General features: G+C 63.0%; 15 protein-coding genes. 6 read left to right on the forward strand and 9 right to left on the reverse strand.

From position 1 onward, the window contains the following. Positions 1–88: 88 nt before the first annotated feature. The gene (locus B2S33_RS06560; protein ID WP_027913592.1) at positions 89–2,266 is read left to right on the forward strand and encodes a malate synthase G; all 2,178 of its coding nucleotides are present in this window, start codon (positions 89–91) and stop codon (positions 2,264–2,266) included. Between the two features lie 67 nt (positions 2,267–2,333). Here B2S33_RS06560 and B2S33_RS06565 read toward each other — a convergent pair whose 3' ends face one another. Next, positions 2,334–2,786, reverse strand: coding sequence for a response regulator (locus B2S33_RS06565; RefSeq protein ID WP_027913591.1), 453 nt, complete (start codon positions 2,784–2,786; stop codon positions 2,334–2,336). Positions 2,787–2,995: 209 nt separating this feature from the next. Here B2S33_RS06565 and B2S33_RS06570 point away from each other — a divergent pair, with 209 nt between their 5' ends. From B2S33_RS06570 to B2S33_RS06580, 3 genes are all read left to right on the forward strand, one after another. Continuing rightward, positions 2,996–4,933: a DUF294 nucleotidyltransferase-like domain-containing protein gene (locus tag B2S33_RS06570; protein ID WP_027913590.1), complete on the forward strand. Its 1,938-nt coding sequence runs from the start codon at positions 2,996–2,998 to the stop codon at positions 4,931–4,933. Continuing rightward, on the forward strand, positions 4,930–5,640 hold the full coding sequence (locus tag B2S33_RS06575) for a 3'-5' exonuclease (protein WP_027913589.1): 711 nt from the start codon (positions 4,930–4,932) through the stop codon (positions 5,638–5,640). The genes B2S33_RS06570 and B2S33_RS06575 overlap by 4 nt, the downstream gene beginning before the upstream one ends. Before the next feature lie 108 nt (positions 5,641–5,748). Continuing rightward, positions 5,749–8,547 (forward strand): dermonecrotic toxin domain-containing protein, encoded by a 2,799-nt coding sequence (locus B2S33_RS06580; RefSeq protein WP_288650077.1) that lies wholly within the window; start codon positions 5,749–5,751, stop codon positions 8,545–8,547. On the opposite strand, the gene B2S33_RS06585 is transcribed toward B2S33_RS06580, so the two are convergent. The 8 genes from B2S33_RS06585 to glnE all read right to left on the reverse strand — a co-directional run bounded on the left by B2S33_RS06585 (position 8,520) and on the right by glnE (position 18,569). Continuing rightward, positions 8,520–9,962 carry a lipopolysaccharide kinase InaA family protein gene (locus B2S33_RS06585; RefSeq protein ID WP_254286448.1) on the reverse strand — a complete coding sequence of 481 codons (1,443 nt, stop codon included), beginning with the start codon at positions 9,960–9,962 and terminating at the stop codon, positions 8,520–8,522. The genes B2S33_RS06580 and B2S33_RS06585 overlap by 28 nt on opposite strands. Further along, positions 9,962–10,714 carry a lipopolysaccharide kinase InaA family protein gene (locus B2S33_RS06590; protein ID WP_027913586.1) on the reverse strand — a complete coding sequence of 251 codons (753 nt, stop codon included), beginning with the start codon at positions 10,712–10,714 and terminating at the stop codon, positions 9,962–9,964. The genes B2S33_RS06585 and B2S33_RS06590 overlap by 1 nt, the downstream gene beginning before the upstream one ends. After that, positions 10,711–11,445, reverse strand: a complete 735-nt coding sequence (locus tag B2S33_RS06595; protein WP_027913585.1) for a lipopolysaccharide kinase InaA family protein — start codon at positions 11,443–11,445, stop codon at positions 10,711–10,713. Before B2S33_RS06595 ends, B2S33_RS06590 begins: the two co-directional genes overlap by 4 nt. Then, positions 11,445–12,251, reverse strand: a complete 807-nt coding sequence (gene rfaP / locus B2S33_RS06600) for a lipopolysaccharide core heptose(I) kinase RfaP (RefSeq protein WP_027913584.1) — start codon at positions 12,249–12,251, stop codon at positions 11,445–11,447. Before rfaP ends, B2S33_RS06595 begins: the two co-directional genes overlap by 1 nt. Continuing rightward, positions 12,248–13,372 carry a glycosyltransferase family 4 protein gene (locus tag B2S33_RS06605; RefSeq protein WP_028686646.1) on the reverse strand — a complete coding sequence of 375 codons (1,125 nt, stop codon included), beginning with the start codon at positions 13,370–13,372 and terminating at the stop codon, positions 12,248–12,250. Before B2S33_RS06605 ends, rfaP begins: the two co-directional genes overlap by 4 nt. Next, positions 13,372–14,430, reverse strand: coding sequence for a lipopolysaccharide heptosyltransferase I (gene waaC, locus B2S33_RS06610; RefSeq protein WP_028686647.1), 1,059 nt, complete (start codon positions 14,428–14,430; stop codon positions 13,372–13,374). The genes B2S33_RS06605 and waaC overlap by 1 nt, the downstream gene beginning before the upstream one ends. Further along, positions 14,431–15,480 carry a lipopolysaccharide heptosyltransferase II gene (gene waaF / locus B2S33_RS06615; RefSeq protein ID WP_027913581.1) on the reverse strand — a complete coding sequence of 350 codons (1,050 nt, stop codon included), beginning with the start codon at positions 15,478–15,480 and terminating at the stop codon, positions 14,431–14,433. A 155-nt stretch (positions 15,481–15,635) separates the two neighbouring features. Further along, positions 15,636–18,569 (reverse strand): bifunctional [glutamate--ammonia ligase]-adenylyl-L-tyrosine phosphorylase/[glutamate--ammonia-ligase] adenylyltransferase, encoded by a 2,934-nt coding sequence (glnE, locus tag B2S33_RS06620; protein WP_280076493.1) that lies wholly within the window; start codon positions 18,567–18,569, stop codon positions 15,636–15,638. A 384-nt stretch (positions 18,570–18,953) separates the two neighbouring features. Here glnE and aceE point away from each other — a divergent pair, with 384 nt between their 5' ends. Together aceE and B2S33_RS06630 are read left to right on the forward strand one after the other, a co-directional pair. Then, positions 18,954–21,599 (forward strand): pyruvate dehydrogenase (acetyl-transferring), homodimeric type, encoded by a 2,646-nt coding sequence (aceE, locus tag B2S33_RS06625; protein ID WP_027913579.1) that lies wholly within the window; start codon positions 18,954–18,956, stop codon positions 21,597–21,599. Positions 21,600–21,612: 13 nt separating this feature from the next. Then, positions 21,613–22,086: biotin/lipoyl-containing protein (locus B2S33_RS06630; RefSeq protein ID WP_288650080.1), on the forward strand; the 474-nt coding region annotated here is incomplete at its 3' end.

Below are 22,086 nucleotides of genomic sequence, written 5' to 3' on the forward strand. Positions count from 1 at the left end.
ACCGGAGGCATGCACTGGTGCCGTGCGAGGAGAAGCGCTACAGGCTCAATACAAAAGAGCGAAATAGCTGAGCAGAGTGAGGCAAGCAATGACTGGATACGTTCAAGTCGGTGGCCTTCAGGTCGCCAAAGTCCTGTACGACTTCGTGAACAACGAAGCCATCCCCGGAACCGGCATCATCGCCGAGCAGTTCTGGGCAGGTGCTGAAAAGATCATCAACGACCTCGCTCCAAAGAACAAAGCCCTCCTCGCCAAGCGCGACGAGCTGCAAGCCCAGATCGACGCCTGGCACCAGGCCCGCAAAGGCCAGGCCCACGACGCCCCGGCCTACAAGGCTTTCCTTCAGGAAATCGGTTACCTGCTGCCACAAGCCGACGATTTCCAGGCCACTACGCAAAACGTGGACGAAGAAATCGCCCACATGGCCGGTCCGCAGTTGGTGGTACCGGTCATGAATGCACGCTTTGCCCTGAACGCCGCGAATGCCCGCTGGGGCTCGCTGTACGACGCGCTCTACGGCACCGACGCCATCAGCGAGGAAGGCGGCGCCGAAAAGGGGCAAGGCTACAACAAGGTACGTGGCGACAAAGTGATCGCCTTCGCCCGTGCCTTCCTCGACGAAGCGGCACCACTGGCTGCTGGCTCGCACGTCGACTCCACGGCCTATCGCATCGAGGCCGGCCAGTTGGTCGTCACCCTCAAAGGCGGCAGCAACACGGGCCTGCGTGACGACGCCCAACTGGTCGGGTTCCACGGCGACAGCAACGCCCCCACTGCCGTGTTGCTCAAGCACAATGGCCTGCACTTCGAAATCCAGATCGATGCCAGTACCCCGGTGGGCAGCACCGATGCCGCAGGCGTCAAGGACATCCTGATGGAATCGGCACTGACCACCATCATGGACTGCGAAGACTCCGTGGCGGCAGTCGACGCCGACGACAAAGTGATCGTGTATCGCAATTGGCTGGGGCTGATGAAAGGTGACCTGGCCGAAAGCGTCAGCAAGGGCGGCAAGACGTTCACCCGCACCATGAACCCCGATCGCGAGTACGCAGCGCCCAACGGGGGCAGCGTCACGCTGCATGGTCGCTCGCTGCTGTTCGTACGCAACGTGGGTCACCTGATGACCAACCCGGCCATCCTCGACGCGCAGGGTAACGAAGTCCCGGAAGGTATCCAGGACGGTCTGTTCACCAACCTCATGGCGCTGCACAACCTCAACGGCACCACCAGCCGCCGCAATACCCGTACCGGCAGTGTGTACATCGTCAAGCCGAAGATGCATGGCCCGGAGGAAGTGGCGTTCGCCGCCGAGATATTCAGCCGGGTCGAAGACCTGCTGGGTATGCAGCGCAATACCGTCAAGGTCGGCATCATGGACGAAGAGCGCCGCACAACGGTCAACCTCAAGTCCTGCATCAAGGCCGCTGCCGAGCGCGTGGTGTTCATCAATACGGGCTTCCTCGATCGCACGGGCGACGAAATCCATACCTCCATGGAGGCAGGCCCGGTCGTGCGCAAAGGCGCCATGAAGAACGAGAAGTGGATCGGCGCCTATGAGAACAACAACGTCGATGTAGGCCTTGCCACCGGCCTGCAAGGGCGTGCGCAGATCGGCAAGGGCATGTGGGCCATGCCCGACCTGATGGCCGCCATGCTGGAGCAGAAGATCGCTCACCCGCTGGCCGGTGCCAATACCGCGTGGGTGCCTTCGCCGACGGCAGCCACCCTGCACGCCCTGCACTACCACAAGGTGGATGTGCAGGCGCGCCAGCGCGAGCTGGCTTCGCGCACACCGGCTTCGGTCGATGACATCCTGGCCATTCCGCTGGCGACCAACCCCAACTGGTCGGACGAGGAAATCCGCAACGAGCTGGACAACAATGCCCAAGGCATCCTGGGCTACGTGGTGCGCTGGATCGATCAGGGTGTGGGTTGCTCCAAAGTGCCCGACATCAACAACGTGGGGCTGATGGAAGACCGCGCCACCTTGCGCATTTCCGCCCAGTTGCTGGCCAACTGGCTGCGACATGGTGTAGTCAGCCAGGAGCAGGTGCTCGAAAGCCTCAAGCGCATGGCGGCAGTGGTCGACAAGCAGAACGCCAACGACCCGCTGTATCGCCCGATGGCGGGCAACTTCGACGACAACGTTGCCTTCCAGGCGGCAGTCGAGCTGGTGCTCGAAGGTGCCAAGCAGCCTAACGGCTACACCGAGCCTGTGCTGCATCGCCGTCGCCGTGAGTTCAAGGCACGCAACGGGATCTGAACGACCGGCGTATAGCGTGAGCTGCTTGCAGCGTTGATCGGCGGGGCCTTCGGGCCCCGCTTGCACATCAGGCCAGCTTCAATTCGCGCTTCACCAGTTCGAGCAGTTTCGCCAGGTCGACGGGCTTCAACAGAAAGTCCACAACCCCCAGGTGCATGACATCAACGGCCTCTTTCACATCGGTATCGCCTGATACCACGATGATCGAAAGCGCAGCCCGGTCCGCTTCCTGCATCTCGCGCACCTTGTGGATAAGGTACAGCCCATCCTCGGGCTGCATCCGCAGGTCGGTGATCATCAGCGCGATGCGAGGCTCCCAATGGAGCTTGAACAGCGCCTCCTGGGCGCCATCGGCCGTCATGCCGTCGATACCCTTGCTTTTGAGATACAACATCAAGGCTTCGCTGTTGACCGGATTATCGTCGACCACGAGCACTACCGGCCGGGCAGGCGGCGGCGCACTCACAGCAGCGAGTGCCGCACGCTCTGCGTCGCTCAAGATGTCGGTGTGCTCGGACATGGTCGTCTCGTATCCATTCGCTCTACTGGTAAGACCGCAGATTCTCCGACACACAATTTACCTTTCGTCGGATTATTGACGTGTTCGTGCCCTAGACTTACGTCCAATGGGCACCACGCCCTCTGCAGGCCGACCATGAATGCCGAAAACAACAAAGCCGACCCTATAGATAGATATATATAGTTCGGCGTAGCGATACGGTCAGGTCGATGAGCAAAAAAGACGCCTACCAGCAAGCGGGTAGAACGGCAGTGCTGCAAAACATCCAGGGCACCCTGCAATTCCTGCAGCGCTTTGCGCCCTTCAACCAGATGGAGCAGAGCCATCTGGCCTACTTGGTCGAGCAGTGCCAGCTGCGCTTCTACGCCAGCGGCGAAAGCATCATCAAGCCAAGCGACGGGCCGGTCGAGCACTTCTACATCGTCAAGCAGGGCCGCGTGGTTGGTGAGCGGCAGCACCTGGTCAAACCCGGCGTCGAAACCACGTTCGAGATTACCCACGGCGAGTGTTTTCCACTGGCAGCCTTGCTCGGCGAGCGAGCCACGCGTACGGAGCACCTGGCCGGTGACGACACTTTCTGCCTGCAACTGAACAAGGCGGCATTCATCCGCGTCTTTTCCCTTTCCGAGGTGTTCCGCGATTTCGCCTTGCGAGGGGTCAGCAGTCTTCTGGATCAGGTCAACCAACAGGTCCGTCAACAGGCGGTGCAAACCCTGGGCACCCAGTATTCCCTCAATACACCGCTAGGCGAACTGGCCATGCGTCACCCCGTGGCCTGCGCCCCCGAGACACCGCTGCGCGAAGCCGTGCGGCTGATGCATGAGCAGCAGGTTGGCTCGATCGTGATCGTCGATGGGCAGCGCCAGCCGACGGGCATTTTCACCTTGCGCGATCTGCGCCAGGTGGTTGCCGCAGCCGATGCCGATCTGGGTGCACCCATTGCACGGCACATGACCGCCGCACCGTTCTACCTGAGCCCCCAGGCGAGTGCCTTCGATGCGGCCATGGCGATGACCGAGCGGCATATCGCGCACGTGTGCCTGGTGGAGAGCGGGCGGTTGTGTGGGGTGGTGTCCGAGCGCGATCTGTTTTCCCTGCAGCGGGTGGACCTTGTGCACCTGGCGCGTACCATTCGTCATGCGCCGCGCCTGGACACGCTTGTTTCCCTGCGAGGCGAAATCAGTCAGTTGGTCGAGCGCATGCTCGCCCACGGTGCCTCCTCTACGCAGATCACCCAGATCATCACCTTGCTCAACGACCACACGGTATGCCGGGTCATCGAACTGGCGCTGGCAGAACGTGGCGATCCGGGGGTGCCGTTCAGTTGGCTCTGTTTTGGCAGTGAAGGGCGGCGCGAGCAGACCCTGCACACCGACCAGGATAACGGTATCCTCTTCGACGCAGCCGATGACACCGAAGCGCAGGCCATCCGGGCGCGGCTGCTACCGTTGGCGCAGTACATCAACCAATGCCTGGCGCAGTGCGGTTTTACCCTGTGCAAGGGCAATGTCATGGCCGGCAACCCTGCGCTGTGCCTGTCGCACAGCGAGTGGTCACGGCGCTTTGCCGGCTTCGTGCGTGACGCAAGCCCGGAGAACCTACTCGGCTCGAGCATCTACTTCGACCTGCGAGTAGTCTGGGGCGACGAACACACGTGCGAGGCGTTGCGCAGCACATTGCTGACGCAGATAGCCGACAACCGTATCTTCCAACGCATGCTGGCTGACAACGCCCTGCGCCAACGCCCGCCTGTGGGGCGTCTGCGCGACTTCGTGCTGACACGCCAGGGCACTGACAAGGCTGGCACCCTGGACCTCAAGGTTCAGGGCCTGACGCCCTTCGTCGATGGCGCACGTGTGCTGGCGCTGGCCCATGGGATCGGTGCTTGCAATACCCTGGAGCGCATCCGCCAACTGGTGGTCAAGGGTGTGATCGATCCCCTGGACGGCGCCGCCTACGAAGAGGCGTACCATTTCATCCAGCAGACCCGCATGCAGCAACATCAACGCCAGGCACGCGACAACCTGGCCTACTCCAACCGCCTGGACCCAGACAGCCTCAACCACTTGGACCGGCGCATCCTGCGCGAGTCGTTGCGCCAGGCTCAGCGGTTGCAAAGCAGCCTGGCCATGAGGTACCAGCTGTGAGCTTCTTCGCATGGCTGCGCCCCCAAGCTCCGCAACTGGCGCTTTCGCAGCGCGAACGCCTGGCGGCCTTGCCCCTACCCACCGCGCTTGGCACCTGCACCCTGCGCGAGCAGCGCTGGGTGGTACTTGACCTGGAAACCAGTGGCCTGAACACCAACCGCGATCAAGTCCTGTCCATAGGCGCAGTGGCCATCGAGGACGGGGCAGTGGACTTCTCGCAGCAGTTCGAGCGGACCCTGTACCGACCTGAGCAGAAGACCAACCCCAGCGTCCTGATACACGGCCTGGGCCCAAGCGCCCTGGCAGCGGGCTGCGACCCAGGGCACGCACTGCTTGACCTGCTCGAGTTCATTGGCACCAGCCCGGTGCTGGCTTTCCATGCGCCGTTCGATGAGCGCATGCTGGCACGGGCCCTCCGGCAGAGCCTGGGTCATCGTCTGCAAATACCCTTCCTCGATGTGGCCGAGCTGGCACCCATGCTCAATCCCGACACGGTGTTGCGAGAAGCCGGTCTCGATGACTGGGTAGCGCGTTTCGAGCTGCAGGTACAAGCGCGTCATCACGCCAGCGCCGACGCACAGGTGACCGCAGAGCTGGCGTTGATTCTCTTGAGCCAGGCGCGCCGCCAGCACATCCAGAGCCCGGCGCAACTTGAGCAATGCCTGCAGAACTGGCGACGTCGGATGGCCCAGCGCCACGGCCTATAGGCAACGGGTCAGGCAGCCGGCCCTTACTACGTGATGGCGGTAGCGGGCTAGCACGCATGCCCCTGCCATATCGCCCAGGCTCGCGATCTCTCTAAAGGAGTTCGCACCATGTCATCCGTCTCACCCTTGCAACATTTCGAGTCATTCGACGCTGAAATCACTGCCCTACTGGCTCCCCTGCCCTTACCAGACCTGCAGCTTTCACCGCTGGCGGGCCGGCAACAATTCTTCGGCGCGCTGGCAGACTACTGGAACCTGCCGGACGAAGCAGGCAGCAACCGCCGTGCTCGGCTCATTGCGCTTCGGCGACAACAGCTTCAGGCCGAAATGGACCTGCGCATCGCTGACGCAACACTGGAGCCTCTGGCAGCATCGCTATTACAGATGTGCCTTGACCAACCCATGTCCTGGACTCGCCAGGGCATCGAAGCGTCCAAGCGCCCACAGCTCTATCGGCTGCTGCTCGATTGCTCAAGACCCAACTGGCGGGCCTACTTGCCCGGCGCCATACTGCTTGTACAAGGCAGTATCGAGGGACAGATGATGACGGGCGATGCGGCCGGCGGCCCAGCCTTGTTATGCAGCCTCTCCCACGGCATCGAAGCGTTCGCCGATGTCCAGAGCCTGCACCTTGAGCTGTGCGAGCGGCTGGATGATCCCCTGCAAAGTCAGCCGATGCTCAAGCTACTGGCGCCTGGTGATGCCGACCGCGCCCATAACGCACAACGACTGCGTTACGACTGGCTGCCCGACGATCTAGTGGAAGTCCAGATTCAGGCCTTGATCGATGCCCAGCGGGCGCGATTGAACGCGGTATGGGGCAGCCAACCCGGGGATCAAACTGGGTTCGCCGAACGCCTGGCAACGGCCGCAGACCTGCTGCCTTGGGTGACCAGCAAGGCAGCGCTGCCGACGCGTTATGGCCTGCTGCTTGAAAAGCACGCTCCTGCCTGGCTCAAGAAGACCTCTACCCAAGGGCTCACGCATATCATGCAGACGATGCAGGAGCTGATCGTGGCCATCGATCAGGCCGCAGCGTCGGGCATTCCTACGCTTGAACAGTTCACCGAACGCAACAGCCTGCTGCAGTGGACCCGCGCCCGCCTCAGCGAGCGATTGAGACTGGACCACCAACTCGATCTGGCACCCGAACAGATATTCATCAGCGTCACCATTGCCCGTCAGACCGGCCCGGTGATGCCTCCAGCTCAGCCCAGCAGCTATATACCCATCGCTAGCCGGCCGCAGACAGGGGACACCGTGGAGTTGGTCAGGCAAACCTACAGTCTGGATCAGTTGGCGTTGGTGAATGTGGGCTTGCTGGACCTGGACTACTGGCTGACCGCTCGAGTCCACCATAAGGACGAGACAAACATTCAAGGCTTGTCCCCTGCGCAGGCTCGGCAGATGGTCCGTGAGCTCAATGTCGGCGACAGCTATTCACGCTTTCTACGCAGCCACCTGATCGATCTGGAGCAAGGCCAGTGGCGACGGGATGCACATGCGCGAATCAACTGTGCTCGCATGCGGGCTGAAGCCGCCAAAGCCCGCTATGCCGGCCACTTCATGCCCGACCCGCTTGAGCAGGGCTATCGCTGGAGCAGGACCGTGCTCAACTACCCCGACAGCGACTGGCGCCCCCTGGTGCAAGAGAACCGCCTGAGTGTACGGCAGTTGCTGATTGCCGGGCACACCGTACAGGGGGTACTGCTGATCACGCCTGAAACACCGCAAATGCAGCGCTTTCTGGTGTATGCGCCAGATGCACCGGATCGCAGGCCTTGGCGCGAATACGCCAATGCGCGTGCGCTGATCCGATCGCTCCGCGCCAACCCGGATCTACGCACCTACGTGATGGACCGCATACCCTTGGCCCGGCGCAAAACCATCGAGCGCTTGCTGACCAAGGGCGGGCTCGCTCAGCGTCTGAGTCGCCCGGTCATCTCCGGCAATTTTTTGCACGCCTGTTATCTGGCAGAGGTCCGCGCGCTCATGTCGACGGTCGATGCCAGCACTAACACCAAACTGGAGCTGCTGGGCGAGGCCAGCCTGCATGCGTTGTGGATAATACTCGACTTGCTCAGCTTCGTGATTCCGGTACGTGGCCTGGCGCCGTTGGCATTCGCCCGCGCGGTGCTGAGCGTGCTGGACAGCCTTGAAGCGCTGGAAAAGAAAGATCGGGTAGGCGTGCTCAAGCATATGGTGGAGGCTTTTACCCACATGAGCGACGGGGTCAACAGCATCGGCGGCACGACAGTGATCAGGCGCGCCATTCGCGCCATGCCTCCCAACCCACCCTTGATGCTACCGCCTACCTTCCAGGTACGTCCGGACACCGCCAAGTTGCGTTACCGAATCGACGGCATCCATAGCGAAGGCGTGTATGAAAAGCCATCCGAACGTGCGGGACTGGCCCTCTACTACATCCAGGACAAGCAAGGCCGGTACTATCAGGTGGCGTTCGACGGTTATCGCTGGCGTGCCATAGACCCCAGGAAAACCGATGCCTACAGCAAGGTGGCTGTCAGACGGAACGCTGAAGGTGAATGGATCGTCGACTCACCCGTGCTGTGGCACGACGGCCTGCCAGACCTCAACGCATTGCTGGAGCTCTGTCAGCTTCCCGCGCCCCCAGACGGGATCCCACTGGAAGGGGCGAAGGAACTGTACGAAAGCGACGGCCAACCTTACTTGCTCGCCGGTGGCCATGCCTTGCCCGTGCGTGCCCACCTGCTGGCGGATCACTACCATCTGCTGATACCCGGACAGCCCGCTGCGACCACCACCGCATGGGCAATCCTGCGCTGGCACGACGGTCAATGGCGTATACGCGTGCGCCAACCGGGGCGAAGCAGCGACTGGCTGGCACTGCCTGCCGCTTATGCCGTCACTGTAGGCAGCACCTGATCCAGCCGTTGGTACAAGGCACTCTCAGCCGGCCAGTTGCGAAGTAGCCTCGCCCGGTCCCGAGCGAAAGCCGGCGCGAAGCTGCCCTGGCTACCGTGCTGGCACATGGCGTCCAGGTCGATCAGCGACCACCGGCCCCGATCCCAGAACAGGTTGTGCCCCTTGAAGTCACCGTGGCTGATGCGCTCGCGGATCAGCTGTTGCATGAGCTGCACCAAGGCCTCCACCTGTTCGGCCGGCGCATCGCCCTGCTCGACGAAGGGGGCAAAGCATTCGATGAGGTCGGGGCCGTCGATGTAGTCGGTCACCAGGTAGGCGCGCGTGCGCAAACCCAGTACTCGCTGCTCCAGCACCGCCAGCGGGCGCGGGGTAGCGATGTCGAGAAACGACAGGCGATGCCCTTCGATCCACGAGTGCCAGGCCCTGCTCGGTCGCCAGAAGCGCTTGAGCCAGTGGAGGGTGTTCTTGATGTTGTAGCGTTTGATGACCCGCTTGCGGCCATCCACCTCGACCCGTGCCACGCTGGCTGCGCCGCCAGTCTTGTACAGGTGCCCACGGTCGATCAGCTCATCCGCCTGCTCAAGCACCGGCAACAGTGCCTGGGCCTCGCTACGGACCACAGCCCGCAGGCTCGTCAGGCTGCGCTCCACACTGAACAGGCTGCAATCGCGGCCGGCCTTGTTCAGGAAGTCGCGTTGGCGCCAGACGCGGATCTTGTCTATGTGCTTCTGCAACGCCTCCATCGGCAATGCATGCTCGGCATTGGCCAACAGGTAATGCACCAGCAGCTCCTCGGTGTACGGTTCCAGGCGCTTGGGTAGCTGCGCGAAGAAAACACCAAGGTTTTCCAGCACGCGAGGGCGAGAAAGCTGCTGGCCTGGCGTTTCAGCCTTGATACCGGCCCCATCGATCAGGTACAGCTTGCCTGCATGACGCAGCAGGTTGTCCAAGTGCAGGTCCTCCTGCCACAGCCCCTGCTTGTGCATCTGCGCCACAGCCGCCAGGGCCTCGCCCAGCACCTGCTGCTGCTCGTCGGCGAGCACAGGCAGGTGCTCGACCGCCGCCCAGGCATCGGCCAGGCTTTGCGCGCCATCGAGGTACTCGAACAACAGCCAGCCGCCCTCACCCTCCACCAGGCCATCGGCGAGCAGCACCGGCGTAGTCAGCCCCTGCGCGGCGAGCAGCTTCACGCCTTGCAGCTCACGCTGGAACTGGCGCGCGGCATTGCTGCCCACCAGCAATTTGGCCAGTACCGGCCTGCCACGCCATACCCCGGCCCCCACATAACGCTGGCCCGGCAGCACGCGCAGTAGACTGAGCAACTGCAGCTCGGCGCTACCGGCGGCATCGGCGAGGTTGATGGCAAGCGGCAGCGATGGGCTGCGCCCTGTGTCCTTCAGCTCGGAAAGCTGCATCAGCGAGCCTCCTTGTGATGACGGCGTTGTACCAGGCGGTTGACCCAGGTTTGGACCAGCGTGCTGTCGATGGGTTGTGCGAGGTAGGCTGCCAGCAATGTGCGTATCTCGCCGTCGCTCCATACCGGTGCCCGGCGCAGCAAGGGCTCGAGGTCCTTGAGGCGGTCGCGCATGCCGAAGAGCAAGGGCCGGGTCTTCTCCAGGTCGATCAACTGCGCCTCCCAGCCTTCTTTGCGCTTACGCAGGAAGATGTGCTTGGGGTAGAAGCAACCATGTACCTGCCCAGCACCGTGCAGCGTGCGCGCCAACTGGCCGCAGGCCTGGAGCATGCCATCGCGTACCGATGCATCGAGTTCGGACCATTGCAGCAACTGGCTGTCGAGGTCGCGCCAGTCGTCCAGCGCGCGGGTCATCAACAGGGCCCGGTGCTTGCCACCTTGCTTGCGCTCACCGTAGAACACTGCCTCCAATGCAGGAATGTGCAGCTTCTGATAGCGAACGATATTGCGAAATTCGCGAGCGAAGGTCGGCTCGCCAAAGGGCTTGTGCAGGCTACGGGTAAGGTAGTCGCTCTGGCGCTTGAGGTAATACCCTTTGCCCTCGAGTTCCAGGCGGTACACGCTGCTCCATCCGCCGCGGCCGGTATTGGGCTCGTCCACCGCGTCGAGTTCGAGCGCCCACAGCGCCTCGAAGTCGTCCAGGCCATGGCGCTGGAGCAACGCACGGTCTGCGCTGGCCATATAGTCGGTCATTCCCTTCCCTCGAAAAAGCCCAGTACCTGACGAATGCGCTTCTTGTCACGGGCATTGAGCCGGTCGCGGCCTCGGTACTGCAAGTAAAAGCGCAGGCGCTGGGTTGCCGAAAGGTGGTACTTGGCGACCTTGTCCAGGCAGGCCAGGTCCTTGATCAGGCGATGGCGCCACATGAACCCACGCCAGAAGTCACCCGTGGGGCAATCGATGAAGAACAGCGTCCCTTGGTCATCGACCAGCAGGTTGCGCCACTTCAAATCGTTATGGGCGAAGCGATGCTCGTGCATGACCCGGGTGTGGCGTGCCAGCTGGCGGCTGATGTGGTCCACCCAGGCGCGATCGGCCAGGCGGGCATCGTTGCGGTCGGCCAGTGCCGAGAGGTCCTCGGTGTTGGGCAGCTCGCGGGTGATCATTGCGCCACGGCCGAACGCCAGGCCATTGCGTTCGAGCCCCCAGGCGACCACGTCGGCCGTGGGGATGCCCCACTTGGCGAACTGCTTGAGGTTCTGCCATTCAGCCTTGATACGTGGGCGACCCAGGTAGCGGCGCATGTGCTTGCCAGCACCGGTGTAGCGCTTGACGTAATAGTTGACGCCTTCACGCTCGACACGCACCACTTCGCTGAGCGGATCCCGGGTCAGGCGTTCGCCCTGAAGGGCGAATACCGCCTCGAGGCTGCCGAAATCATTCGCCAGGTGCGCGTAACCTGGCGCCAGTGTCCAACTGGCCATCAGAGTGCATCCCCATAGCGTTGTTTACGGTCGTAGAGTTTCTGCGCCTTGCGCTCAAGCCAGGCGAGCAGTGCAGCTTCGTCCTTCATGACCTGACGCAGCGGGCGCTGGAAGTAGCTGCGCAGAAAACGCAGTTTGTCGCGTTGGGTCAGGCCAATGTCCAGGGCTGAGAAATACAGGGCAGCCAGGTCCTTGTTGCGCCAGCGGCGGCTGATGGCAGGGCGGGTCTGGGCGCGGTGCAGGTCGATCACCGACAACTTGAAATCATCGGCCGTCACGGGCCGGTCGGTGTGCAGCAGGAAGTGACAGATGTAGCAGTCCCGGTGGTTGACGCCGGCACGGTGCATGCCACCGGTCATCTCGGCCACGCGCGTGATCAGGGCACGTTTGAGGCGTGGCGCAGGCGGCTGCCTGATCCAGTCGATGCTGAAGTCTTCCAGGCTGACGGTCGGCGCCAGTTCCTCGGTGATGATGAACGAATGCTGAGTGGCCGGGTTGCCGCCCCGCTCACCGAACGCCACGGCCGTCATGGTTGGCACGCCAACCTGGTGCAGGCGCTCGATGGCCTGCCACTCCTGGCCGGCGCCCAACACCGGCAACTTGGCCGTGAGCAGGTTCTTGAAGATCTCGCCCCAGCCAATGCCGCGGTGGATCTTCACGAAAAAGCCTTCGCCGGCGACCTCCGTACGCAGGGTGCGGCGCCCCTCGAGCTCCCGATAGACTTCGCCCTGCAGCGCTTCTACCGCCTCGAAGGCATCGCGCCCAGCCCAAAGCCGCTTGAAGGGCTCTGCCACGATCAATTTCATGCCCCCTCCTGCCCTAGGATTACATCGGCGGCATGCTGCGGCATGCTGTAAAGGTCGGCCGTGTCGGCAAATGCCAGGCCGTTGCGCGACCAATCGGCCCGCGCCGCGGGGTCATCGAGCATACGCTGCAGGTAGCGGTTAAGCTGCTCCTGCTCGAACGGCTCGTCCAGCACCAAACCGCAGTCGGCCTCGGCGATGTAGTGGGCATAGCCGCACACGTGCGAAACCAGCACCGGCAGCCCGGCGACCAGGGCTTCAAGCAGCACGGTGCCTGTGTTCTCGTTGTAAGCCGGGTGGATCAGCAGGTCGGCGCCCAGCAGGAAGCGTGGGATATCGCTGCGCCCCTTGAGAAACTGCACCTGGTCGCCCAGGCCCAGCGTCGCGCTCTGCAACTGGAAGACCTTAGGGTCGTCCTGGCCGATCACCAGCAACCGGGTGCGCTTGCGCAAGGGCGCGGGCAATGCCGCCAACGCCTTGAGGCTGCGGTCCACGCCCTTGGTCTTGAAACCGGAACCGATCTGCACGATCAGCAACGCATCCTCGGCCAGGTCGAACTCCTTGCGCAGGTCGGCGCGAATTTCAGCAGCGTTGGGCGGCGCCCGACGATCCTGGGAAATGCCCGGTGGCAGCAGGTGAAAACGCTCGACCGGGGTGCCGTAGTGCTTGATGAACAGCGGCTGCTGCACCTCGGAAATCATCAGGATCTGGGTGCCGGCATCCTTGGCGAACACCGCCCGCTCGTATTCGGCGAAATGCCGATAGCGGCCCCAGCGGCGGTACAGGTCGCTGCGCAGGTTCTGCGCCTTGTCCTCAAAGCAGCCGTCGGCGGCGTAGTACACATCCAGCCCTGGCATCTTGTTGAAACCGATGAGCCGGTCTACCGGGCGCTTGGCCAGGTCGGCCTGCATCCAGGCGGTGAGTTTCTCGTTGCGCCGGTGATTGAAGATCGCCTTGACCGGCGCCACCAGCACTTCGAAACCCGGCGGAATGTCGCCCTCCCAGATCAGTGTGTAGACCCGGATCTGGTGGCCGCGCTGCTGGCACTCCAGGGCTATGCGCATGAAGTCGCGCTGCAGACCGCCAAAGGGGAAGTATTTGTAAAGTACGAAAGCCAGTTGCATCAACGGACATCCTCAGCCAGCAGCAGCGCGCTCAGGCGGCTCGCTACATGCTCGGGATTGAGGCGAGTGAAACACAATGGCCACTCGCGGTTCAGATCGTACCGGCGCAGGTCTTCGGCGCTCGGTTTGTAGGTGCACTTCTTCTGCAAGCAGGGTGCGCACGGCCAGTCACTGGCCTGGTGGATCTGGGTCCGTCCATAGGCGCCGGTCAGGCCCGGATTGGTAGGGCCGAACAGCGAAAGCGTCGGTACATCGAGGGCTGCCGCCAAATGGCCCAGGCCGGTATCGACGGCGACGCAGGCCTTTGCAGCGGCCAGCACACGTGCGACGCCGGCCAGGTTCAACTTGGGCAGTACCTGGCAATGGTTCAAGCCTTGGGCGATGCGCTCGGCCCGGGCCTTCTCGGCCGGGTTGCCCCAGGGCAGGCGCACTTCCAGCCTGCGCCGGCCCATGCGCTCGGCCAGCTCGCGCCAGTAGGCCTCGGGCCAGTGCTTGGTGGTCCAGGTGGTCCCGTGCAGGAAAACCACATAGGGCGCTGCCGGCGGCAACTGCAAGCGCTCAAGGTCCAGGCCGTAACGGCCGATGCCCTCGGGCAGGTCATAGGCCAGCGCCATGGCGAACAGCTGGCGCACGCGCTCGACGGCATGCTGGCCGACCGCAACCGACAGGCGTCGGTCGTAGAAGCGGCTGGCCCAGCCCTCACGGGCCGAATACCGGTCCAGGCCTGCGACCGGCGCCTTCACGTAGCGGGTCAGCCACGCCGACTTGACCAGGCCCTGGGCATCGATCACCAAGTCGTACTGGCGTTCGCGCAGGCGCTGCTTGAAGGCCTTCCACTCGCCGCTGCGAACGGTCTGCCAGAGGTGTTTGCGCCAGCGACGGATGGCCACCGGAATGACCTGATCGACCGCCGGATGCCAGCTGGGTATCTCGGCAAAGCCTTCCTCGACGACCCAGTCGAACCGGATGCCGGGTATGGCATGGGCTGCATCGGTGAGCGCTGGCAGCGTGTGGATCACATCGCCCAGCGAGGACGTCTTGATGATCAGTACCCGCACTTAGTCGACCTCGGTCAGCACGTCGATGATGTTCGCACCGCCCAGACGGGTCAGCGCGGCGATGACCTGACCGGGTTCGAGCAGACGCAGGCAGTTGTAGTGACCGAAGCGGCAGGTGCGATCGAAACAAGGGCTGCATTCGATGCCCAGGCGCACCACCTCGACCTGGCTGGCCAGCGGCGGCGTGAAGCCAGGCGATGTCGAGCCGTATACGGCGACCAGCGGGCGATTGAGCGCCGCCGCCACATGCATCAACCCGGAATCGTTGGAGACCACGGCGTCTGCGCAGGACATCAGGTCGATCGCCTCGGCCAGGGAGGTTTCACCGGCCAGGTTCACGGACTCTTCGCGCAGGCCAGGGATCAGCCGTTCGCGGATCTGCTCACCCACTGGGTGATCACTTTTCGAGCCGAACAGCCAGACCTGCCACCCCTGGCGGATCATGGCATCGGCCACGGCGGCGTAGTGCTCGGCCGGCCAGCGCTTGGCTTCGCCGAATTCAGCGCCTGGGCACAGCGCCAGCACCGGACGGTCCAGCTCCAGGCCGAACTTGGCCAGGGCCGCCTCACGGCTGTGTGGCTCGATCTGCAGGCTGGGCTGGGGGTAGGGCTTTGGCAGCTCGGCGCCCGGGGCATAGGCCAGGGCCATGAAGCGCTCGATCATCAGCGGGTAACGCGCTTTGTCCAGCTTGCGGACATCGTTGAGCAAACCGAAACGCATTTCGCCACGCCAGCCGGTGCGTTTGGGGATACCGGCAAAGAACGGCACCAGCGCCGATTTCAGCGAATTGGGCAACAAGATGGCCTGGTCGTACTGACCACTGAGCGACTTGCCGAGGCGCCGCCGCGTGGCCAGCTCCAGCGCACCGTGGCCGAGCGGGAAGCTCAAGGCCTGGCGCACCTCGGGCATGCGCTCGAGGATTGGCCGGCTCCATTCGGGGGCCAGCACATCGATCACGCAGTCGGGGTGCTGCTGTTTCAGGCACTGGAACAAGGTCTGCGCCATCACCATGTCGCCGACCCAGCTGGGGCCAATGATCAGTATTCTCATGCTAGGTCCAGAAACGCTCGGGGAGGCGACAGGCTGCGATTCAGCCTGGCCTCCCCTCTTTATATTCAGGCTATGTGGCCGACAGTGTAACACCGGGGCTGCTTCACGCCCCAATCGCGGCGGATCGTCACCCTGACGAGCCGCCGCCACAGGGTTCAGCTCAGGCCGAGCTCGCTCCAGATACGCCGCACCTGGCGGCGCTCATCGACAAACTGCGCTGCATCGATCACCCCGGCCTGCTTCTGCAGCGCCTGGCGGTGAGAGGCAGCGCGAAACGCCTTGTATACCTCGCGCAGCAGCACCGCGTCGGCAGCAGGCATCAACCCCACTTGCTCCAGCTCTTCCAGAATGCGGATGTTATCGGTCCATCGAACCAGGGCCGTATGGTCATGGGACCAGGCCAAAGCGGCGTATTGCACCATAAATTCGATATCGACGATACCGCCCGCATCCTGCTTGATGTCAAAGGGCATACCCGGGTCGAAGGCGTTGGGTGCGGTGCCGGCCACAGTGGCCTTCGTGCCCAGGCTGGCGCGCATCTTGGCGCGCATTTCACTCACTTCGATACGCAGCTTCTCAAGGTCGCGCGGTTGCCCCAGCACCTGCGCCCGCACCTTCTCGAACGCCTGGCCAACCCGCGGGCAACCCACCAGCACGCGCGCGCGGACCAGTGCCTGGTGCTCCCAGGTCCAGGCCTCGCTTTGCTGGTAGCGCTCGAATGCGCCCAGCGAGCTGACCAACAAGCCCGCGGCACCCGAGGGCCGCAGACGCATGTCCACGTCATACAACTGGCCCGAGTTGGTCTGGGTGGTCAGCAGGTGAATGATGCGTTGCCCTAGCCGCGTGAAGAACTGCGCACTGTCGATGGGCTTGGCACCGTCGGTTTCGGCCTGAGGGTCGCCATCGTGGATGAACACCAGGTCCAGGTCCGACCCATGGCCCGTTTCAAGGCCACCGACCTTGCCATAGCCGATGATGACGAATCCCGGGTCGCAGGGGATGCCGTCACTGCCCATGGGTTGACCGTGGCGGGCAACGGTCTGGCGCCAGGCCAAGGCAAGCACTTGGTCGAGGATGGCCTCGGCCAGCCACGTCAGGTAGTCGCTGACTTTCATCAACGGCAGGTTGCCACTGATTTCCGAGGCCGCCACGCGCAAGCTGTGCGCCAGCTTGAAGTGACGCAACGCCTCCATTTGCTGCTCCAGATCATCCTCTGGAATGCGCGTGAGGCGCTCGCGCAATTCGCTGGCCAACTCCGGCGCCAGTGGCGGGCTGAACAGGCGGCCTTCATTGAGCAACTCATCGAGCAACAAGGGGTAGCGTGCGATCTGCTCGGCAATCCATGGGCTGGCGGCGCACAGGGTCAGCAGACGGCGCAGGGCACCGGGGTTCTCGGTGAGCAGGACCAGGTAGGCAGAGCGCCGGGCCACGGCTTCGACCAGCGGCAGTACCCGCTCGAGCACCAGGTCGGGGTTCTCGTGCTCGACCGCCTGGGCCAGCAATCGCGGGATGAAGGCGTCCAGCCGCTCGCGCCCAAGGCGCTGCATCGAACGTAACTGCGGGCTGGCGCGCAGGGCCGCCAGGCGCCGCAAGGCCTCGCCTGGCAGCGTGAAGCCGGCCTCCTCCAGCTGACGGCCAGCAGCCTCTTCATCCTGGGCCTGCTCCCACAACGGCGACCATTCACCGCCGACCACCAACTCGCCTTCGCTTTCCTCCTCATCGGGATCGGCGATGACCTGCCGGAAGTGCCAGTCGATGCGCTCACGCCACTGACCAAGTTGAGCCTCGAAGGCTTGCCAGTCGGCGTAGCCCAGCATGTAGGCGACTCGGGCCTGATCGGTTTCGTTTTCCGGCAACATTTGCGTCTGGCGGTCGGCGATAGCCTGGATGGCGTGCTCGGTGTAGCGCAGGAATGCATAACCCTCTCGCAGCTCGGTGACCACGGCAGGGGGCAGGTAGCCTTGGCCTTCCAGGGTAGCCAGCACCTTGAGCAAGGGCCGCTGCTGCAAGCTGAGGTCGCGGCCGCCGTGAATCAGCTGGAAGGCCTGGGCGATGAACTCCACTTCGCGAATGCCGCCTGCGCCCAGCTTGATGTTGTCCGCCATGCCCTTGCGCCGCACTTCCTGCTGGATCAGCTGCTTCATGGTGCGCAGGGCCTCGATGGCCGAGAAGTCCAGGTACCGTCGGTAGACGAACGGGCGCAACATTTCCTGCAGCTGGGCGCCGGCAGACTGATCGCCTGCCACTACCCGGGCCTTGATCATGGCGTAGCGTTCCCAGTCGCGGCCTTGGTCCTGGTAATACTGCTCCAGCGCGTTGAAGCTGAGCACCAGCGCACCGGACGACCCGTACGGGCGCAGGCGCATGTCGACGCGAAACACGAAGCCATCGACCGTGACCGGGTCCAGGGCCTTGATCAGGCGCTGCCCCAGGCGGGTGAAGAACTCCTGGTTATCCAGCGAGCGTTTCACGCCTTCGGTTTCGCCGCCTTCGGGGAATGCGAAGATCAAGTCGATGTCCGAGGAAAGGTTCAGCTCCCCCGCACCCAGCTTGCCCATGCCCAGCACCACCATGTGTTGTGGCTGGCCGCTGCGGTTGCCGATCGGCGTGCCGAATTGCTGGCAGTGGCGTGGATACAGCCACTGGTAGGCCTCATCGATGGCGGCGTCGGCCAAGTCGGAGAGGTCGCGGCAGGTCTCACCGAGATCGGCCTGGCGGGTGATGTCACGCCAGATGATGCGTACCTGCTGGCGGTTGCGTTCGCGACGCAGGTTACGGGCAAGCTCGTCCTCGCTTTGCGCCGCCTGGGCAACCTTGGCCACATGGCCGCGCAGCTCGCCCTGCCCGTAGGCCCGTTCCAGCTCGCCGCTGCCCATCAGGCCGAACAGCAGCCCCGGGTCACGTTGCACCTGGGCGAGCACGAAGTCACTGACCGCCGCCACCTGATCGAACTGCCGAGCATGCTGCTCGCTCCAGCTGCCCAGGTCCAGTTCCGGGTGTGCGGCCACCGCCTCGTGCAGAAACTGTTGGTTGCGCAGGGTCAGTGGTTGAAGAACGGCAGGCAACTGGCGAGGCAAAGGTAGGCGCATGGGCTATCCTTGATCGGCGTGAAATGGATGAGGAAAGGCGGCCAAGGGAAAGCCGGACCACGGTTGGACTGTCATACAAAAGTTGGAAATAGCTGAAAACTTCGAATTCGTGGCATGGAACATCAACAGTTACCCGTTCGTGGAACATTGCCAACCAACATGAACGTTTTTCCTCACAAGCCAGGATGCGACCAAACGTCGCACAAATGTAGTTTTACTACTGTGCCTGTCGTGCAAAAGCATGAAATGCGAAAGCAAATGTAGTAAAACTACACGGCGCCGGACGAAGATCCCGGTAATCCAAGAATTCACGACGTCTGCCCATAAGGCCAGTCGCAATCTCAGGCAATCGATTCTGGTTGCCTTTCCGCCCTGGAGCAAGCCATGCAAGACCTCGATCCAATCGAAACCCAGGAATGGCTGGATGCCCTGGAGTCGGTCCTCGACAAAGAAGGCGAAGACCGCGCTCATTACCTGATGACCCGTATGGGCGAGCTGGCCACCCGCAGTGGCTCCCAGCTGCCGTATGCGATCACCACGCCATACCGCAACACCATCCCTGTCACCCACGAAGCACGCATGCCTGGCGACCTGTTCATGGAACGCCGCATTCGCTCGATGGTGCGTTGGAACGCCCTGGCCATGGTCGTGCGCACCAACCTGAAAGACTCGGACTTGGGCGGACACATCTCCAGCTTCGCTTCCAGCGCCACCCTGTACGATATCGGTTTCAACTACTTCTTCCAGGCACCGACCGAAGAACACGGTGGCGACCTGGTCTTCTACCAGGGCCACGCCTCGCCGGGCGTCTACGCCCGCGCCTTCATGGAAGGCCGCATCAGCGAAGAGCAGATGAACAACTTCCGCCAGGAAGTCGATGGCAACGGTCTGTCCTCGTACCCACACCCTTGGCTGATGCCTGACTTCTGGCAGTTCCCGACCGTTTCGATGGGCCTGGGCCCGATCCAGGCCATCTACCAGGCACGCTTCATGAAGTACCTGGAAGCGCGCGGCTTCATCCCGGCAGGCAAGCAGAAAGTCTGGTGCTTCATGGGCGACGGCGAGTGCGACGAGCCAGAATCCCTGGGCGCGATCGCCCTGGCCGGCCGCGAGAAGCTGGACAACCTGATCTTCGTCATCAACTGCAACCTGCAGCGCCTCGACGGCCCGGTTCGCGGCAACGGCAAGATCATCCAGGAACTCGAAGGCGTGTTCCGCGGCGGTGGCTGGAACGTCAACAAAGTGGTCTGGGGTCGCTTCTGGGATCCGCTGCTGGCCAAGGACACCAACGGTGCCCTGCAACGCCGCATGGACGAAGTCATCGACGGCGAGTACCAGAACTACAAGGCCAAAGACGGCGCCTACGTGCGTGAGCACTTCTTCAACACCCCAGAGCTCAAGGCCATGGTCGAAGACCTGTCCGACGACGAGATCTGGAAGCTCAACCGCGGCGGCCACGACCCGTACAAGGTCTATGCAGCCTACCACCAGGCGGTCAACCACAAGGACCAGCCTACCGTCATCCTGGCCAAGACCATCAAGGGTTACGGTACCGGTGCCGGCGAAGCCAAGAACACCGCGCACAACACCAAGAAGGTCGATGTCGACAGCCTGCGTCACTTCCGTGACCGCTTCGATATCCCTGTCAAGGATGCGGACTTGGAGAACCTGCCGTTCTACAAGCCCGAAGAAGGTTCTGCCGAGGCCCGTTACCTGGCCGAGCGTCGTGCGGCCCTGGGCGGCTTCGTGCCTCAGCGCCGCGCCAAGAGCTTCAGCGTGCCGACCCCGCCTCTGGAAACCCTCAAGGCGATCCTGGACGGCTCGGGCGACCGTGAAATTTCCACCACCATGGCCTTCGTGCGCATCCTGGCGCAGTTGGTCAAGGACAAGGAAATCGGTCAGCGCATCGTGCCCATCATCCCTGACGAAGCCCGCACCTTCGGCATGGAAGGCATGTTCCGCCAGTTGGGCATCTACTCGTCGGTGGGTCAGCTCTACGAGCCGGTCGACAAGGACCAGGTGATGTTCTACCGCGAGGACAAGAAAGGCCAGATCCTCGAGGAAGGCATCAACGAAGCCGGCGCCATGTCGTCGTTCATCGCTGCCGGTACTTCCTACAGCTGCCACAACCAACCGATGCTGCCGTTCTACATCTTCTACTCGATGTTCGGCTTCCAGCGTATCGGCGACCTGGCCTGGGCCGCTGGCGACAGCCGCACCCGTGGCTTCCTGATCGGCGGCACCGCCGGCCGTACCACACTCAACGGCGAAGGCCTGCAGCACGAGGACGGTCACAGCCACATGATGGCCGGTACCATCCCGAACTGCCGCACCTATGATCCAACCTACGGCTACGAGCTGGCGGTGATCATCCAGGACGGCATGAAGAAGATGACCGAAGAGCAACAGGACATCTTCTACTACATCACCGTGATGAACGAGTCCTACCAGCAGCCTGCCATTCCGGCCGGTGCCGAGGAAGGCATCATCAAGGGCATGTACCTGCTTGAAGAAGACACCCGCGAAGCCGCACACCACGTGCAGCTGATGGGTTCGGGCACCATCCTGCGCGAAGTGCGCGAAGCGGCGAAGATTCTGCGTGAAGAGTTCAACGTCGGGGCCGACGTGTGGAGCGTCACCAGCTTCAACGAACTGCGTCGCGACGGCCTGGCCGTGGAACGTGCCAACCGTCTCAAGCCTGGCCAGAAGCCACAGCAGACCTACGTCGAGCAGTGCCTGAGCGGCCGCAAGGGGCCGGTCATCGCGTCCACCGACTACATGAAGCTGTTCGCCGAGCAGATCCGCCAGTGGGTGCCGAGCAAAGAGTTCAAGGTCCTGGGTACCGACGGTTACGGTCGCAGCGACAGCCGCAAGAAGCTGCGTCACTTCTTCGAAGTAGACCGTCACTTCGTGGTACTGGCTGCCCTGGAAGCGCTGGCTGACCGTGGCGAGATCGAACCCAAGGTTGTGGCTGACGCCATCGTCAAGTTCGGCATCGACCCGGACAAGCGCAACCCATTGGACTGCTGAGGAGTATTTTTAAGTGAGCGAACTCATTCGCGTACCTGACATCGGCAGCGGTGAAGGTGAAATCATCGAGCTGTTCGTCAAGGTCGGTGATCGTATCGAGGCTGATCAAAGCCTGCTGACCCTGGAGTCCGACAAGGCCTCCATGGAGATTCCGGCGCCCAAGGCCGGTATCGTCAAGGAACTGAAGGTCAAGNNCAAGCTGGGCGATCGCCTGAAAGAAGGCGACGAGCTCCTGGTTCTGGAAGCCGAGGGTGCTGCTGATGCGGCCCCTGAGGCACCTGCCGCCGAGCAGAAGCCCGCACAGGCTGAAGCGGCCGCACCGGCGCCTGCTGCCCAAGCAGCGCCAGCGCCTGCTGCCGCCCCGGCTGCTGCCAGCGTGCAGGACATCCACGTGCCGGACATTGGCTCGTCGGGCAAGGCCAAGATCATCGAAGTGCTGGTCAAGGCAGGCGATACCGTCGAAGCCGATCAATCGCTGATCACCCTG

Origin of the sequence: Pseudomonas sp. UBA5568 (assembly GCF_002425525.1) — a bacterium.
GTDB classification, from domain to species: domain Bacteria; phylum Pseudomonadota; class Gammaproteobacteria; order Pseudomonadales; family Pseudomonadaceae; genus Aquipseudomonas; species Aquipseudomonas fulva.

Bases quoted from the DNA above. Each gene is read 5' to 3' on its own strand.
- B2S33_RS06560 (WP_027913592.1), top strand. From the start codon at position 89: ATGACTGGATACGTTCAAGTCGGTGGCCTTCAGGTCGCCAAAGTCCTG.
- B2S33_RS06565 (WP_027913591.1), bottom strand. From the start codon at position 2,786: ATGTCCGAGCACACCGACATCTTGAGCGACGCAGAGCGTGCGGCACTC.
- B2S33_RS06570 (WP_027913590.1), top strand. From the start codon at position 2,996: ATGAGCAAAAAAGACGCCTACCAGCAAGCGGGTAGAACGGCAGTGCTG.
- B2S33_RS06580 (WP_288650077.1), top strand. From the start codon at position 5,749: ATGTCATCCGTCTCACCCTTGCAACATTTCGAGTCATTCGACGCTGAA.
- B2S33_RS06585 (WP_254286448.1), bottom strand. From the start codon at position 9,962: ATGCAGCTTTCCGAGCTGAAGGACACAGGGCGCAGCCCATCGCTGCCG.
- B2S33_RS06590 (WP_027913586.1), bottom strand. From the start codon at position 10,714: ATGACCGACTATATGGCCAGCGCAGACCGTGCGTTGCTCCAGCGCCAT.
- B2S33_RS06595 (WP_027913585.1), bottom strand. From the start codon at position 11,445: ATGGCCAGTTGGACACTGGCGCCAGGTTACGCGCACCTGGCGAATGAT.
- rfaP (WP_027913584.1), bottom strand. From the start codon at position 12,251: ATGAAATTGATCGTGGCAGAGCCCTTCAAGCGGCTTTGGGCTGGGCGC.
- B2S33_RS06605 (WP_028686646.1), bottom strand. From the start codon at position 13,372: ATGCAACTGGCTTTCGTACTTTACAAATACTTCCCCTTTGGCGGTCTG.
- waaF (WP_027913581.1), bottom strand. From the start codon at position 15,480: ATGAGAATACTGATCATTGGCCCCAGCTGGGTCGGCGACATGGTGATG.
- glnE (WP_280076493.1), bottom strand. From the start codon at position 18,569: ATGCGCCTACCTTTGCCTCGCCAGTTGCCTGCCGTTCTTCAACCACTG.
- aceE (WP_027913579.1), top strand. From the start codon at position 18,954: ATGCAAGACCTCGATCCAATCGAAACCCAGGAATGGCTGGATGCCCTG.